Origin of the sequence: Stenotrophomonas sp. CFBP 13718 (assembly GCF_014842145.1) — a bacterium.
GTDB lineage: Bacteria > Pseudomonadota > Gammaproteobacteria > Xanthomonadales > Xanthomonadaceae > Stenotrophomonas.
This window is the reverse complement of sequence record NZ_JACYVC010000003.1, coordinates 329,376-343,904: the sequence shown is the minus strand read 5'-3', so window position 1 is coordinate 343,904 and position 14,529 is coordinate 329,376. Positions and strand designations below refer to the sequence as shown.

The following is a 14,529-nucleotide window of genomic DNA, read 5'->3' as shown; positions in this document are numbered from 1 at the left end:
CGGTCAGCCCTCTCGTTCGTCTGTTTTGCTTTCGTTCGACGTGTAGGTGTCGTTGGTTTCTTCCACCACCTTCTCGCGCACCGGTTCCGGCGGCGGCAGCTGCTCTTCTTTCGCCCGCTCGTTACCCGGCAGGGTAGGGCGGGTTTCCATCAGCAGCGACAGCGCCGCCTTGGCCATCAGGTGGGCGCTGATCGGCGTGGTGATGAACAGGAAGATCGTGATCAGCAGCTCGCGCGGCTGCGGATCCTGGCCCAGGAAAATGTGATACGCCACCGATGACACCAGCACACAGCCGACGCCCAGCGTGCTGGCCTTGGTCGGTGCATGCAGGCGCTTGAAGAAGGTGGACAGCTTCACCAGCCCCAGCGCACCGACCAGGATGAAGAAGCAGCCGAACAGCAGCACCACCGACAGCACGATCTGGATGGCGGTGATCATTCGACGATGTCCCGGCGCAGCACGAACTTGCTCAGCACCACCGTGCTGCCGAAACCGAGCATGGCGAGGATCAGCGCGGCCTCGAAGTAGATGGCCGAGTTGAGGTACATGCCGAACAGCATCAACTGGGCGATGGCGGTCACTGACAGGGTGTCCAGCGCGAGGATGCGGTCGGGAACGGTGGGGCCACGCAGCAGGCGCCAGGTGGCCAGCAGCATTGCCAGCCCCACCACGTGCATGCATACCACCAGGGTGTTCTGGATGACATCGAATCCGGTCATGGGAAGATCTCCATCAGCGGGGCCTCGTAACGGCGTTTGATCTCGGTGATCAGGTGCTGCTCATCGTCTAGGTTCAGCACATGCACCAGCAGGTATTTGCGGTCGTCACTCAGCGCGGCCGACACCGTGCCCGGGGTCAGCGTGATCATGCTGGTCAGCGCGGCGATGCCATGGACATTGGCGATGTCCAACGGAATCCAGACGAAGCCCGGGTGGATCTTGCTTTCCTTGCCCAGCACCTGGCCGGCCACCTCGATGTTGGACACCAGGATGTCCCACAGGGTGACCGCCAGCAGCTTGGGCACGGGCCGCAGGGTCCCGATGCGGGCGAACTCGCGGTCAAGGCGCGCGGCGAACAAGGGCACGACCAGCCCGAGCAGCAGGCCCAGCGCAAGCAGGCCCACGCTGAAGCTGTCCGACATCAGCAGCCAGAACACGATGACCATGATCGTGAGTGGCAGCGAGGGAAAGATCCGGCGCAGCAGGGGACGTTTCTGGGTCATGGATTGCGGACCTCCGGCTGGGTGGCGCGGACCTGGTCAACGTAGCCCGAGGGCTGCAGCAGGTCACTGGCGATCGCATCGGCGTGTCGCATCAGCGGCGCCGCAAAGACGGTCATGCCGACGCCGTACAGCAGCAGCAGGCACGCCGCCAGGAGTTCTATCCGGCGCGTCGGTGCCTTGCGCGGCTTGGGCGCGTCAGGCTCGGCGTGGGGGACACGCCAGAACAGCCGGATGCCACCCCGGGCCAGGCCCATGATGACCAGCAGGCTGCTGCCCAGCACCGCCGCCCAGACCGGTGCGGTCAGGTAGGGCGGCATGCCCTGCAGCAGCGCGGCCTTGGCCAGGAAGCCGGACAGCGGCGGCAGGCCTGCGATGGAAATGGCCGCGATCAGGAACAGCACGGCGGGCGTTTCCTTGCCCGGCATCGGCGCGATCACTTCCTTGCGGTCGCTGGCACCGCCGCGACGGCGGCGGATGAGATCGGCGATCAGGAACAGCGCCGCTGCGACGAACGTACTGTGCGGCAGGTAATACAGGCCGGCGGCGAGCACCTGCTGGTTGCCCACCGAGAAAGCGATGAACAGCGTGGCGGCCGACACCACCACCAGATACGAGATCAGCACGCGCAGGCGCACGGCGGCCAGTACGCCCAAGCCCCCCAGCACCAGCGTCACCACGCCGGCCCATAGCAGCCAGTCGCGGCCGTAGCCGGCCATCGCACCGGCTTCGTCACCGAACCACAGGCTCTGGATGCGCAGCACGGCGTACAGGCCGACCTTGGTCATGATGGCGAACAGGGCGGCAACGGCCGCCGGCGCGCGCGCATACGATTCGGGCAGCCATAGGTATAGCGGCATCAGTGCCGCCTTCGCGCAGAACACCAGCAGCAGCAAGCCCATGGTGGCCTTCAACAGCACCAGGTGCGAGGCGGGTACCTCGGCAATGCGCTGCGCGATCTCGGCCATGTTCAGTGAACCCAGCGTGGCGTACAGCAGGCCGAGCGCGATCAGGAACAGGGTGGACGCGGTCACGTTGAACACCACGTAATGCAGGCCGATGCGCATGCGCAGGCCACGGCCACCGCTGAGCAGCAGGCCATACGAAGCAATCAGCATCACTTCGAAGAACACGAACAGGTTGAAGATGTCGCCGGTCAGGAACGCGCCGTTCAAGCCAACCAGCTGGAACTGGAACAAGGCATGGAAGTGCGGTGCGCGGCGGTCCCAGCCGGAGCAGGCATGCATCAGGCAGCCGATGGCGAGCAGGGCGGTGGTCAGCACCATCCACGCCGACAGCCGGTCGGCCACCAGGGCGATGCCCAACCGGGCTGGCCAGTCGCCGAGCAGGTAGACCAGGGCGACACCGTCGGCCGTGCGCGCGAACAACAGCAGCACCGCGGCGAGCAATGCGGTGAGTGACGCCCATGCCACGGCGCGCTGGATGCGCGGCCCGAAGCGCCGGTGTTCCACGAACAACGACAGCGACGCGCCGAGCAGTGGGATCAGGATCGGCAGGATCACCAGATGGTTCATGCGTGGTCCTCGTCGCGGCGCGGCGGTGCATCGTCGTCCGGCTCGTGCGCGTCCACATGGTCACTGTGGTTGTCGCTGCGGCTGCGGATCGCCAGCACGATCGTCACCGCCGTCATCGCAAAGGCGATCACGATGGCGGTCAGCACCAGCGCCTGCGGCAGGGGATCGGTGTAGTTGCCCAGGTTCGCGTCCAGCCCTTCCTTCAATACCGGCGGCTTGCCGGCGACCAGGCGGCCCCCGGCGAAGATGAGCAGGTTGGTGGCATAGGACAGGAAGGTCATGCCCAGGATCACATCGAAGCTGCGCGCACGCAGCAGCAGGTAAACGCCGAGCATCGTCAGCACGCCGATGGCGCTTGCAATGGCCAGTTCCATCAGCGCATCTCCCCGGTCAGTGCGGAACGTTTCTGCGGATCGATCTCGCCGCGGCGCGCGGTGCGGGTGCGCGACGGCTTGATGGTGCCCATCATGGAAAGCATCAGCATCGCGCCCCCGAACACCACCAGGTACACGCCGGTATCAAAGCCGATGGCGCTGGCCAGCGGCACGTCGCCGATGATCGGCAGGTGCAGGTCCAGGTGACCGCTGGTCAGGAACGGCACGCCGAACAGCATCGACGCACAACCACTCACGACCGCGATCAGTAGGCCGATGCCGATGCAGCGGATGTAGTCGAAACCAAAGCGCGACTCCACCGAGGCGGTGCCTTGGATGACGTATTGGATCAGCAGCGGCACGGCCAGGATCAGGCCGGCGATGAAGCCGCCGCCGGGCGAGTTGTGGCCGCGCAGGAACATGAAGATCGACACCGTCAGCGTCAGCGGGAACATGATCTGTGCCAGGTCGGCCGGCACCGGCAGCTTGATCGGCGGGCCGGGCATGATCTGTTCCGGCGCCATCCGCGACCGCCGCAGCATGGCATGCACCACCAGGGCGGCAATGCCGAACACGGTGATCTCGCCGAAGGTATCGAAGCCGCGGAAGTCGACCAGGATCACATTGACCACGTTGCTGCCATACGCTTCAGGCAGGGCGCGGGCGAGCATCTCACCGGCCATCGTGTTCGGCGGCAGGGTCATGGCCGTGTAGGCCAGCGCGGCCAGCCCGAGGCCGGCCACCAAGGCAATGCCGGCATCGCGGTACTTGCGCAGCTTGGAGCGCTCGGTCACCGACTGCGCCGGCAGGTAGTTCATGCCCAGCAGCATCAGCACCAGGGTGACCATCTCCACCAGCAACTGGGTCAGTGCCAGGTCCGGTGCGGACAGGAACACGAAGGTCATGGCCACCATCAGGCCGACGCCGCCCACCAGCAGCACCGCCAGCAGGCGCTGCTTGTACATGCGCAGGGTGGCCATGGCGCAGGCCATCATCACCGCCCACAGCGCCCAGCCCAGCAACGGCATCGGCTGTGGCGAGGGCCAGTTCGGCCAAGCGGGCGCGGCCAGCCACGGCGCTGCACCGACGATCACCGCCACCACCACCAGGCCCAGGAGCATGCGCTGCAGGCTGCCGTTGGCGATGGCGCCAGTCAGCCGCTGGGCCAGCGCGGAGAGCAGGTCCAGTTGGTGATGGAAGGCGTCACGCCCGGGCGTGGTGTTGCGCACGGCATACAGATTGATCAGCCTGCGCAGCCCGAAATACAGCGCGATGCCGCCGAGTACGCCGGCCGCGCTCATCGCCAGCGGCAGGTTGAAGCCATGCCAGATGGACAGGCTGTACTCGGGCATCCGGGCGCCCAGGATGGACGCTGCACCGGCATGCAGTACCGGCGCGATGGTCAGTGCCGGCGCAATACCCACCGCCACGCAGATCACCACCAGGATTTCCACCGGCACCTTCATCCAGCGCGGTGGCTCGTGCGGCACGCGATCCAGATCGTGCGGACCCTTGCCGAAGAACGTGTCGTGCACGAAGCGCAGGCTGTAGGCCACGCCGAGTACGCCGGCCAGCAGCGCGGCGATGGACATGGCCAGCCGCATCGGCTCCGGGCCCCCCGCATCCAGGGCCTCGGCGAACAGCATTTCCTTCGACAGGAAGCCGTTGAGCAGAGGAATACCGGCCATCGCCAGCGAGGCGATGATCGCCAGCGCGCTGGTGAAGGGCATCAGCTTCCTCAGCCCACCGAGCTTGCGCATGTCGCGGGTGCCGGTTTCGTGGTCGATGATGCCGGCCGCCATGAACAGCGATGCTTTGAACGTGGCGTGGTTGAGGATATGGAACACACCGGCGACCACCGCCATCGGCGTGGACAGCCCGAACAGCATCGTGATCAGGCCCAGGTGGGAGATCGTGGAATAGGCCAGCAGACCCTTCAGGTCGTGCTGGAAAATGGCATTCCACGCGCCGATCAGCAGGGTCAGTGCGCCGATGCCACTGACCGTATAGAAGAACAGATCGGTGCCGGCCAGCGCCGGGTGCAGGCGCGCCAGCAGGAACACGCCGGCCTTCACCATGGTCGCCGAATGCAGGTAGGCGGACACCGGGGTGGGCGCGGCCATGGCCTGCGGCAGCCAGAAGTGGAACGGGAACTGCGCGCTCTTGGTGAAGATGCCGGCGAGCACGAGGAACAGCACGTACGGGTACAGCGCGCTGTCGCGGATCTGCTGGCCTGCGGCGAGTACCACGTCCAGATCGAAGCTGCCGACGATGCGGCCGATCAACAGCACGCCACCCAGCAGCGCCAAGCCACCGCCGCCGGTGATGACCAACGCCATGCGCGCGCCTTCACGTGCGTCCTGACGGTGCGACCAGAAGCCGATCAGCAGGAACGAGCTGATGCTGGTCAGTTCCCAGAAGATCATCAACAGCAGCAGGTTGCCGGACAGCACCATGCCCAGCATCGCGCCCATGAACAGCAGCAGATAGCAGAAGAAGCGGTGCGCGTTGTCCTGCGGGCTCAGGTAATAGTGGGCATACAGCACCACCAGGGCGCCGATGCCGAGCACCATACCGGCGAACATCCAGGCCAGGCCGTCCAGGCGCAGGGTGAAATCCAGCCCGATCTGCGGCAGCCACTGGCCACTGCTGCGCAGCACCTCGCCATCCAGGACGGCCGGCGTGAGCGTGGCAAGCAGGGCGAGACCGGCCAACGGCGCGGCCGCGGCCAACCAGGCGGCCGTGCTGCGCGAACTTCGGGGTAATGCGGCGACCGCCACGGCCAACAGGAAGGGCAGGGCGAGCAGCAGGATAAGGCTTGGGATCATGCAGGGAATACGCGATTCACGAGCAGGTCATGCAGTCTAACAGGCTGCCATTTGCTGCCGATACCCACGAACAGGTCACCAATTGCACGGATCGTGTGCTTATTCATTTTTTTAACCTTTGCCGGCGTCGGGACAGCGGCGCTGCGGGAGCGCGCTGGACACTGTGCCGCATGTGTCGCGAATGGCGCGTGCAGCGCTGCATCCCCCGTACGGCAGGGGCTGCAAAGGGATGGTTGAAACCGTCAGTTGGCCGATCGGACACTGCTTGGGGAGCCAGCGCGGTCCCATACCGTCCACGTTCCGCGTGCTGAATACGCGTCGACCTCGTTCAGCAAGAGCGGGTCAATAGCGCCAATCGAACTTGCGGTAGACCTTGGCCAGCACCCAGGCCGGTCCGATCAGCAGGTAGGTCAGGTCGGTGAGGAAGCTCGGCTTGCGGCCCTCGGCCTTGTGGCCGATGAATTGTGCGATCCAGGCAAGCACGAACACCACGGCAGCCAATCGGGCGAGGTTGCCCAGGCCGATACGTGCTTCCAGCAGGCGGCAGGTGCAACCGATCACGAACAGTACTGCCAGCATGCCCAGTCCCAGCGGTCGCGACAGCCGGTTGTAGAAACACCACGCGCCGAACATCGCCAGGCCGGCCCAGATGCCGTTCTGGAACCAGGTGATCAGCGGCGGCAGGCACCAGAGCAGGGCGACGACCGACCACAGGATGGCCGGTACCGCGACCACATGGATCCGCTGGTTCAGCACATTGCGGTGGTCGTCGGAATAGCTGGCGAAGTAGCGGTCCACGGGGCGGGCAAGCGAGGTGCTGGACATGGTGCCTCCGGTCGAGCCGGCCGCGGGGCCGGCAACCTTTCCTGATGGGTGGGGCGGGCTGGACCCGCCACTACCTCAATCGACGCTGATGCCCGCCAGGCGCTGCAGGGCTTCGGCGTACTTGGCGCGGGTGCGCTCGATCACCTCGGCGGGGATGCTCGGGCCGGGGGCGGTCTTGCCCCAATCGAGCGTCTCCAGATAATCGCGGACGAACTGCTTGTCATAGCTCGGCGGGCTGGTGCCCACTTCGTACTCGTCGGCCGGCCAGTAACGCGACGAATCCGGCGTCAGCATCTCGTCCATGATGTACAGGCGACCGTCTTCATCGGTGCCGAATTCGAACTTGGTGTCGGCCAGGATGATGCCGCGCTCGCGCGCGTAATCGGCGGCGAAGGCGTAGATGCGCAGGGTGGCGTCGCGGACGCGCTCAGCCAGGTCGGCACCCACCGTCTTCACCATCGCGTCGAAGTCGATGTTTTCGTCATGGTCGCCGACCGCGGCCTTGGTCGACGGAGTGAAGATCGGCTCAGGCAGCTTCTCGGCCTGGCGCAGGCCGTTGGGCAGTTCAATGCCGCTGACCTTGCCGGTGCGCTGGTAATCCTTCCAGCCGCTGCCGATCAGGTAGCCACGGGCGATGGCTTCCACCGGTACCGGCTTCAGCTTTTTGGTGACCACGGCGCGCTTGGCATACAGCGCCGCATCCACGCCGTCGGGCAGCACGCTGGCCACGTCGATGTCGGTCAGGTGGTTGGGCATCAGGTGGGCGGTCTTGGCGAACCAGAAATTCGACACCTGGCAGAGCATTTCGCCCTTGCCGGGAATCGGATCGGGCAGCACCACATCGAAGGCCGACAGACGGTCGGTGGCGACCATCAGCAGGTAGTCCCCCGGGGGCGTGCCAACCGGCAGGCGCTCGCGCGGAATATCGAAAACGTCACGCACCTTGCCGCGATGGCGCAAGGGCAGGCCGGGAAGATCGGATTGCAACAACGTGGTCGGCACGGGCACTCCTGGAGGCTTCGTCGATACGGCTGCCCAGGGACCCGGAGGGCCCGCCGGCCAGCGGGCGGCCTAGTGTAAAGCCGTCCGGGGCGGCTGTGACGTAAAATGGAAGCCCAATTGGCCAAATCTCCCCGGAGCGCCATGCGCTGGTACGGAAAACTGCTGGGTTTCATCGCCGGGGCCCTGCTGTTCCGGCCCAATCCGTTGTTCGGCGCGGTACTGGGGCTGCTGATCGGGCACGCCTTCGATGCGGACTGGTTCCGTCTGAACAAGGAGAACCCGTACCGCGAACTGGGCCTGACCTCGTCGGCCACCGAGTCGGAAATCGACCTGGCCTACCGCCGACTGATGTCGCAGTACCACCCCGACAAGCTGATCGGCGCCGCCCCGGAACTGCTCAAGCAGGCCGAGGCGAAGAGCCGCCGCGTGAACGCGGCCTACGACCGCATCAAGACCCTGCGCAAGCGCTGAGTTTTTCCCTTTTCCCTCTGTTCCGAAGGCCCCGGCCATGTCCAACTGCATCATTGCCCCGTCCATCCTGTCCGCGGACTTCGCCCGCCTTGGCGAGGAGGTCGACAACGTACTCGCCGCCGGCGCGGACTGGGTCCATTTCGATGTGATGGACAACCATTACGTACCGAACCTGACCATCGGGCCGCTGGTCTGCCAGGCCCTGCGCAAGCACGGCGTGACCGCGCCGATCGACGTGCACCTGATGGTGGAGCCGGTGGACCGCATCATCCCCGACTTTGCCGAGGCCGGTGCCACCTATATCAGCTTCCATCCCGAGGCCAGCCGCCATCCGCATCGCACGATCCAGCTGATCCGCTCGCTGGGCTGCAAGCCGGGCCTGGTGCTCAATCCGGGCACCCCGGTGGACATCCTGGACTGGGTGCTGGACGACCTGGACCTGGTGCTGCTGATGTCGGTCAACCCGGGCTTTGGCGGCCAAGCGTTCATCCCCTCGGCGCTGGACAAGCTGAAGGTCGTCCGCCAGAAGATCGATGCTTGCGGCAAGGACATCCGCCTGGAGATCGACGGCGGGGTAAAGGCCGATAACATCGGCGCGATCGCCGCCGCCGGCGCCGATGCCTTCGTGGCGGGCTCGGCCATCTTCAACGCACCGGATTACCAGCAGGTGATCAGCGCGATGCGCGCCAACGTCGCCGCTGCCCGCTGAGAAAAAAGGGGACGGAGGGAATTAAACTCGTTTAATTCCCTCCGTCCCCTTTTCTGCCCATGAACATCCGTCCGGCCACTGTTGCTGATGCAGGTCTGATCCTGCGTTTCATCCGCGAACTGGCGGTCTATGAGAAGGCGGAGTCGTCGGTGCAGACCGACGAGGCCGGCATCGCCGCCAGTCTGTTCGGCCCCGATGCGAGCGCGCAGGCGCTGGTCTGCGAGGTTGACGGCGAAGCGATCGGCTACGCGGTGTATTTCTACAATTACTCCACCTGGCTGGGCCGCAAGGGCATCTATCTGGAAGACCTGTACATCTGCCCGCAACGGCGCGGATCGGGTGCCGGCAAGGCGCTGCTGAAGCACATCGCCCGGCTGGCCGTGGATGCCGGCTGCGGCCGCTTTGAATGGTCGGTGCTGGACTGGAACCAACCTGCCATTGACTTCTACGTCGCCGCCGGCGCCAAGCCGCAGGACGAATGGACCGTGTACCGCCTGGAAGGCGAAGCGCTGCACGATTTCGCCCGGTAACGCCCTGGTAGAGCCGGCTTCAGCCGGCTGTGTCGCGCAGCATCCGGTAGAGCCGGCTTCAGCCGGCTGCGCCCCGCAGCATCCGGTAGAGCCGGCTTCAGCCGGCTGCGTCACGCACGATCGCAGAGTGCAGCCGGCTGAAGCCGGCTCTACCAGGGCCCGAGCGCCCCCAGATCCCAGAGCACCCACCAGTACCAAAGCACCCACCAGTACCAGAGCACCCACCAGTACCAAAGCACCCACCAGTACCAGAGCACCCACCAGCACCAGAGCACCACCAATACCAGAACACCCACCAGTACCAAAGCACCCACCAGTACCAAAGCACCCACCAGTAGCAGAGCACCCACCAGTACCAGAGCACACGCCAAAACCAGAGCGCGGGCCAGTGCCGGAATGCTCCCCCGGAAACAGAGCGGCCATCCCAAAAAAAAGGCCCCGCCGCTGCCGGCGTGGCCCTGCTGAAATAATCGGAGGCTGATCCTGCCTCCATCCGTCTTCCCTGCTATGGCCTCCCATGATCCGGGCGAACGGTGACAGGCCGATGACATTCACTGCTACCGAACGCGGCACTGCTAGCCTGTGCCACCCCCCTTCCGTGAAGCCCCCATGAGCCTTTCCCGCTGGCGTTTGATCCTCAACGGAAAATCCGCCGGGGACGTCGACGTACGTGATGCGGTCAAGGTGTGGCGGGAGCGCGGTATCGACCTGGAAGTCCGCGTTACCTGGGAAGGCGGCGACGCCGAACGCTACGTGGCCGAGGCCATCGACAACGGCGTGGACGTCATCATCGCCGGTGGCGGCGACGGCACCCTGAGCGCCGTCGCGGAAACGCTGGCGCACCGCGATGAGCCCGCCGATGCGCTGCCCTCCTTGGCGCTGTTGCCGTTGGGCACGGCGAACGATTTCGCCACGGCTGCCGGGTTTCCTGAAACCCCGGCCGAGGTGTTGGCGCTGATCACCGCACAGGCGCCGCGCGCCATCGACCTGCTGCGGATCGATGCGGACGGCAAAGTCTGGTGGTGCGCCAACGTCGCCAGTGGCGGCTTCGGAACCCAGGTCACCGTGGAAACCGACGAAGGCCTGAAGAAGGTGCTGGGTGGCTTGGCTTACGTTTTGACCGGTATCTCCAAGCTGGGCCGCATCGAGCCGATCCTGGCGCGCCTGCATGGCCCTGGCTTCGAGTGGGAAGGCGGCTTCATCGCGCTCGGCATCGGCAACGGTCGCCAAGCCGGCGGCGGCCAGGCGCTGTGCCCGCAAGCGCTCATCGATGACGGACAGCTGGATGTCACGGTGATCCCCGAACTGACGGGTGAAGTCGGTGCAATGCTGGGGCAACTGGTCACCGGCGGCAAAGAGGCTGCGCTGGAACGCGTAGCCACGCGCGCGCGCCTGAACCGGATAGAGATCCTTGCGGAAAAGCCGCTCACTCTGAATCTGGACGGTGAACCGGTGGAAGCGCGTCACTTCCGCATCGAATGTGTGCCGCGCCGCGTGCGGATGCATTTGCCCGCAGACTGTGCGTTGCTGTCGGTCAGCAAGCGCTGAGGCTGAGCGCCGCGCTGGACGCGGTTGCAGCCGTCAACGCGTCACAGCAGCGGAATATCCTCTTCCTTGGTGGGGAATCCAAAGGCCTTGCGCTTGGCCCGTATGCCATCTGGCATGGGCGGTCGAGGGATGTTGCGCGCGATCAGCCATTGCTGGCACTTTTTCTGCCAGGGAAGCAGATCGGGCGTGCTGATGCCCCAATAGATATCTTCAGCGATGAACATGCGGTCGGGCTTTCCGATCGATGACGTCAGCATCACCGTCGGGTCGGCGCCGTGTTCGAGCAGCCAGTAGACGTGCTCGAAGGCGCCTCGGCCGCTGTACCAGCTGATGACCGTGTCGGAAGGCCCGATGCTTGGCGCATTGATATCCGCCCCGTTCTCCACCAGCAACTGGACGTTCTTCCATTGGTTGCCACTGATGAATGCTTGGAACAGCAGCGTTTCGTTGTTTGAATTCCGGGTGTCTGGATCACCGCGATGCCTCAGCAGCGCGTCGAGAAATCGTGGATCGTCCATCTTTGCTGCGTAGACCATCGCATTGTTGAAGCGGATCACTTCGCCGTTCATTCTTTTGACCAGCCGGGCATCGGGATCGGCGCCGCTTTCCAGCATTGCCTCCAATCCCTGCAGGTTCTTCGCGCGCAGCGGCCAGGCAAGCAGGGGAATGCCCTCGCGGCTGGAGAACTCTTTGTCCGGATTGACGCCTTCCTGCCCTGTAAGCTGCCGAATTGCGTCCACATCCCCATTTTCACTGGCAATCGCCAGCTTGAGTGCATCGCCTTGAAAATACTGTGCAGCGCCATGGCGGGACGGGGCGGCGCAGCCACTGGTGGCAACCAGCAGCAGAAGCGCCACGTATGAGAGTGCTTTTGCCGAAGAGATGTGAAGGCTGGTCCGCATGATCTACCTGATAGAAAGCCCTTGGCGGGTGACATTAGCAGAACTTTCTGTTATTCGATGATGGCCGCGACTGAGGAAAGTCGCGTGCTTTTCACTGTGCAATGGAGCTTGCCATGAGTGATCCCGAGATCGAGGCGCGTGTACGCGCCATCCACGAGCAGAACCTTCTCGTCCGGCAATTGCGCGACAGCGGCAATGACGAGCAGGCGAGCAGGCTTCAGGAAACCCACCACGCACGTGAAATGTCGGGGCTGGCCGCTGACGTCTATCTTTCGGCCAAGCACGAAGGTGAAGCACCGACCGGCTGGGTACGGGGTAGCGCTGATCCCGGCGCAGTACGTGCTGTGGGAATCGACCTGTCGGATGCGCAGCTCTCTGACCTTCTGCATCCGCGGCAGTCCGGTTTTCGCGCGGAAATCTATATTCCGGACAAGCGCGTGCTCGGAGAGGATGCGAAGCCTGTCATCGTCTTCAAGGGGTCCACGGGCGAGATCATTGACCCGTCCGCCTTGGGCGGTCGGCGTGAATCCGCGAGCGAGGACTTCCTCAATAATGGCCAGCAGGGAGTTGGCATGCGCAGCGATTATTACGATCGCGCCATGGCACTTGCGGTGCGCGTCCAACAGCAGGTGGGCGAGAACTTCGAAATCGCCGGTCACTCGCTCGGTGGCGGCATGGCGTCGGCGGCATCGGCAGTGACGGGCGCCCGCGCGACCACGTTCAACTCCGCCGGCCTGCATCCGCAGACCGCCGCACGCTATGGGGAAGACAACGGGCTGCCCACCTTCAACACCCGCGATACGGTCCACACTTATGAAACCAGCGGCGAGGTCCTCAATGACGTGCAGAACGGGCTGCAGCGGCTGAGCGATCGCCAGCGGCAGGACTTCGGCCTGCTGGCCAATGAAACCACGATGCTGCTGCGCCAGCCGATGATGCAGGGCCTGGTCACCGGCAAGCTGCAGGCGGCGCTGCCCGAGTACGCGCAAGAGGCCGCCACCCAGCTGATCGAGCGGCTGGCCACTGAACCCGGTGCGCAGGCGCTGCGCAGCGTGCCGGTTGCTGCCGGCAGGATGGAGATCCTGCTGGACCCCAAGACGCGCGACGCGCAGGGCAACCTGATCGACCGGGCGCAGGTAGCGGCTCCCAGCCAGGTGGCCGAGCTGGCCGGCCCGTTGTCGACCGTGCTGGTGGCGGGGGCACAGGGCATGCGGGGCGGGCGGCTGGCCGGCGAGCAGATCGAGCGCATGGGCGCACTGGGCGGCAAAGGGCTGGACGTGGCCGGTGATGTCATCCAGCAGGGCGCGACGATGCAGGGCAAGGCGATCGGCAGCGTGGTGGATTTCGGCGGTACCAGCCTGCGCGTGGGCGTGCAGGGCGGGGCCACGGTGATCGCGCAGGGACGCGAACTCGCCGGCCAAGTCGAGGCGATCAAGCACCGCGTGGAAGGCTATCGCGACCGCACCTTGAGCGGCTGGGGCGCCACCGTGGCGGGCTGGGTGGGCGCTGACGAGACGGCCGAGCAACTGCGCCAGCGCGGCACACAGTCGCAGGCCGACCACGCGCTGAAGGCCGAACAGGCCACGCAGCAGGCGGCAGGCGACGCCGCCCGGATCCGGGCCGGCGGTGAGCACATCGGTGCGCAGATCCAGGCCGGGACGCAGTGGTCCTCCGATGGCCTGCGCAACGGCTATGCCCAATACGGTGCCACCCTGAACCAGGCCGCCGACTGGAGCGGGCAGCAGGTGGCCGGTGTCACCTCGTATGCGCCCGTCGTGCTCTCTTCCGTTGGCGGGGCGACCACGGCGCTGGGTTCGGCGCTGGCCACCCACACGCCCGCACTGACGATGCCGCAGAACGAACGGAACCTAGCCAGTACCACCGCGTTCACAAGCAACATCAGTGCAGCGTTCGGTGAAGCGACGGCGCGCCACGGCATGGCCGACACGGTGATTCCCAGCCTGGATGCGGAAATCCAGAAGCAGGAAGCCGCCGCCCGGACGTTGCTTGAAGTGCAGCAGCAGGCGCCGTCACCCGCGGCCCGCCCGGTGTCGATCAACGATCCGGACCATGCTGATTTCCGGTTGTTCCAGGGGGCGCAGAGCGGGGTCCACCGTATCGACGCCAGCTACAACCGCGTGCCTGACCTGCAGAGCGATCAGCTGGCCGGCGCGCTTGCCGCCAAGGCAAAGCAGGATGGCCTGCAAACCATCGAGCAGGTGATGCTGAGCGATGACCGGGCGCGCGCCTTCGCGGTGGACACGGCCGATGCCGCGTCCTTCACCAAGCGCTATGCGTATGTGGATGTCGCCTCCGGCCTGCAGCAGCCGTTGAGCGTCAGCACCGAGCAGGCGGCGGAGGTTGACCGCCAGCGGCAGGCACCGGCCATCACGCCGCCGCTGACGGCAGGCATCGCCGCCGAGCAGCAGGATCAGCAGGATCACGCCCAGGAGCAGCAGCGCGCCGCCCTGCGCATGGCCTAGCGGGCGCGGATCGGGGCACGGTGAGCGGGCCGCTGGTGGGCTCGCCCGGCTTCCGCCCGGCCCCACCCATGCGGTACAGTGGCCCGGTGTCCATTCTGACGAC

General features: G+C 65.5%; 14 protein-coding genes. 5 read left to right on the top strand and 9 right to left on the bottom strand.

All coding sequences use genetic code 11. The features are described from left to right. Positions 1-3: 3 nt before the first annotated feature. The 8 genes from IFT58_RS07390 to IFT58_RS07355 all read right to left on the bottom strand — a co-directional run bounded on the left by IFT58_RS07390 (position 4) and on the right by IFT58_RS07355 (position 7,783). Positions 4-438 carry a Na+/H+ antiporter subunit G gene (locus IFT58_RS07390; protein ID WP_192082546.1) on the bottom strand — a complete coding sequence of 145 codons (435 nt, stop codon included), beginning with the start codon at positions 436-438 and terminating at the stop codon, positions 4-6. Further along, the gene (locus tag IFT58_RS07385; RefSeq protein ID WP_188325274.1) at positions 435-719 is read right to left on the bottom strand and encodes a K+/H+ antiporter subunit F; all 285 of its coding nucleotides are present in this window, start codon (positions 717-719) and stop codon (positions 435-437) included. The genes IFT58_RS07390 and IFT58_RS07385 overlap by 4 nt, the downstream gene beginning before the upstream one ends. Beyond that, complete coding sequence (locus IFT58_RS07380) at positions 716-1,222, bottom strand: Na+/H+ antiporter subunit E (RefSeq protein WP_188325273.1); 507 nt, start codon at positions 1,220-1,222, stop codon at positions 716-718. Before IFT58_RS07380 ends, IFT58_RS07385 begins: the two co-directional genes overlap by 4 nt. Then, on the bottom strand, positions 1,219-2,754 hold the full coding sequence (locus IFT58_RS07375; protein WP_188325272.1) for a monovalent cation/H+ antiporter subunit D: 1,536 nt from the start codon (positions 2,752-2,754) through the stop codon (positions 1,219-1,221). Before IFT58_RS07375 ends, IFT58_RS07380 begins: the two co-directional genes overlap by 4 nt. Next, the gene (locus tag IFT58_RS07370) at positions 2,751-3,128 is read right to left on the bottom strand and encodes a Na+/H+ antiporter subunit C (protein ID WP_192082544.1); all 378 of its coding nucleotides are present in this window, start codon (positions 3,126-3,128) and stop codon (positions 2,751-2,753) included. Before IFT58_RS07370 ends, IFT58_RS07375 begins: the two co-directional genes overlap by 4 nt. After that, positions 3,128-5,956, bottom strand: a complete 2,829-nt coding sequence (locus IFT58_RS07365; RefSeq protein WP_192094333.1) for a monovalent cation/H+ antiporter subunit A — start codon at positions 5,954-5,956, stop codon at positions 3,128-3,130. The genes IFT58_RS07370 and IFT58_RS07365 overlap by 1 nt, the downstream gene beginning before the upstream one ends. Positions 5,957-6,298: 342 nt before the next feature. Next, positions 6,299-6,781 carry an Mpo1-like protein gene (locus IFT58_RS07360; protein ID WP_188325270.1) on the bottom strand — a complete coding sequence of 161 codons (483 nt, stop codon included), beginning with the start codon at positions 6,779-6,781 and terminating at the stop codon, positions 6,299-6,301. 75 nt (positions 6,782-6,856) lie between these two features. After that, positions 6,857-7,783, bottom strand: coding sequence for a phosphoribosylaminoimidazolesuccinocarboxamide synthase (locus IFT58_RS07355; RefSeq protein WP_192082541.1), 927 nt, complete (start codon positions 7,781-7,783; stop codon positions 6,857-6,859). A gap of 141 nt (positions 7,784-7,924) precedes the next feature. Between IFT58_RS07355 and IFT58_RS07350 the strand changes: the two genes are divergently transcribed. From IFT58_RS07350 to yegS, 4 genes are all read left to right on the top strand, one after another. Beyond that, positions 7,925-8,254 (top strand): DnaJ domain-containing protein, encoded by a 330-nt coding sequence (locus IFT58_RS07350; protein WP_188325268.1) that lies wholly within the window; start codon positions 7,925-7,927, stop codon positions 8,252-8,254. A gap of 37 nt (positions 8,255-8,291) precedes the next feature. Continuing rightward, positions 8,292-8,963, top strand: coding sequence for a ribulose-phosphate 3-epimerase (rpe, locus tag IFT58_RS07345; protein ID WP_192094332.1), 672 nt, complete (start codon positions 8,292-8,294; stop codon positions 8,961-8,963). Positions 8,964-9,022: 59 nt separating this feature from the next. Further along, positions 9,023-9,493 (top strand): GNAT family N-acetyltransferase, encoded by a 471-nt coding sequence (locus IFT58_RS07340; RefSeq protein WP_192082540.1) that lies wholly within the window; start codon positions 9,023-9,025, stop codon positions 9,491-9,493. Positions 9,494-10,102: 609 nt separating this feature from the next. Continuing rightward, the gene (gene yegS / locus IFT58_RS07335; RefSeq protein ID WP_192082538.1) at positions 10,103-11,041 is read left to right on the top strand and encodes a lipid kinase YegS; all 939 of its coding nucleotides are present in this window, start codon (positions 10,103-10,105) and stop codon (positions 11,039-11,041) included. 41 nt (positions 11,042-11,082) lie between these two features. On the opposite strand, the gene IFT58_RS07330 is transcribed toward yegS, so the two are convergent. Beyond that, entirely contained in the window at positions 11,083-11,943 is an 861-nt protein-coding gene (locus IFT58_RS07330; RefSeq protein WP_192094331.1) for an ankyrin repeat domain-containing protein, read from the bottom strand. Between the two features lie 113 nt (positions 11,944-12,056). On the opposite strand from IFT58_RS07330, the gene IFT58_RS07325 reads away from it, so the two are divergent. After that, entirely contained in the window at positions 12,057-14,426 is a 2,370-nt protein-coding gene (locus IFT58_RS07325; protein WP_192094330.1) for an XVIPCD domain-containing protein, read from the top strand. The last annotated feature ends 103 nt before the right edge of the window (positions 14,427-14,529 follow it).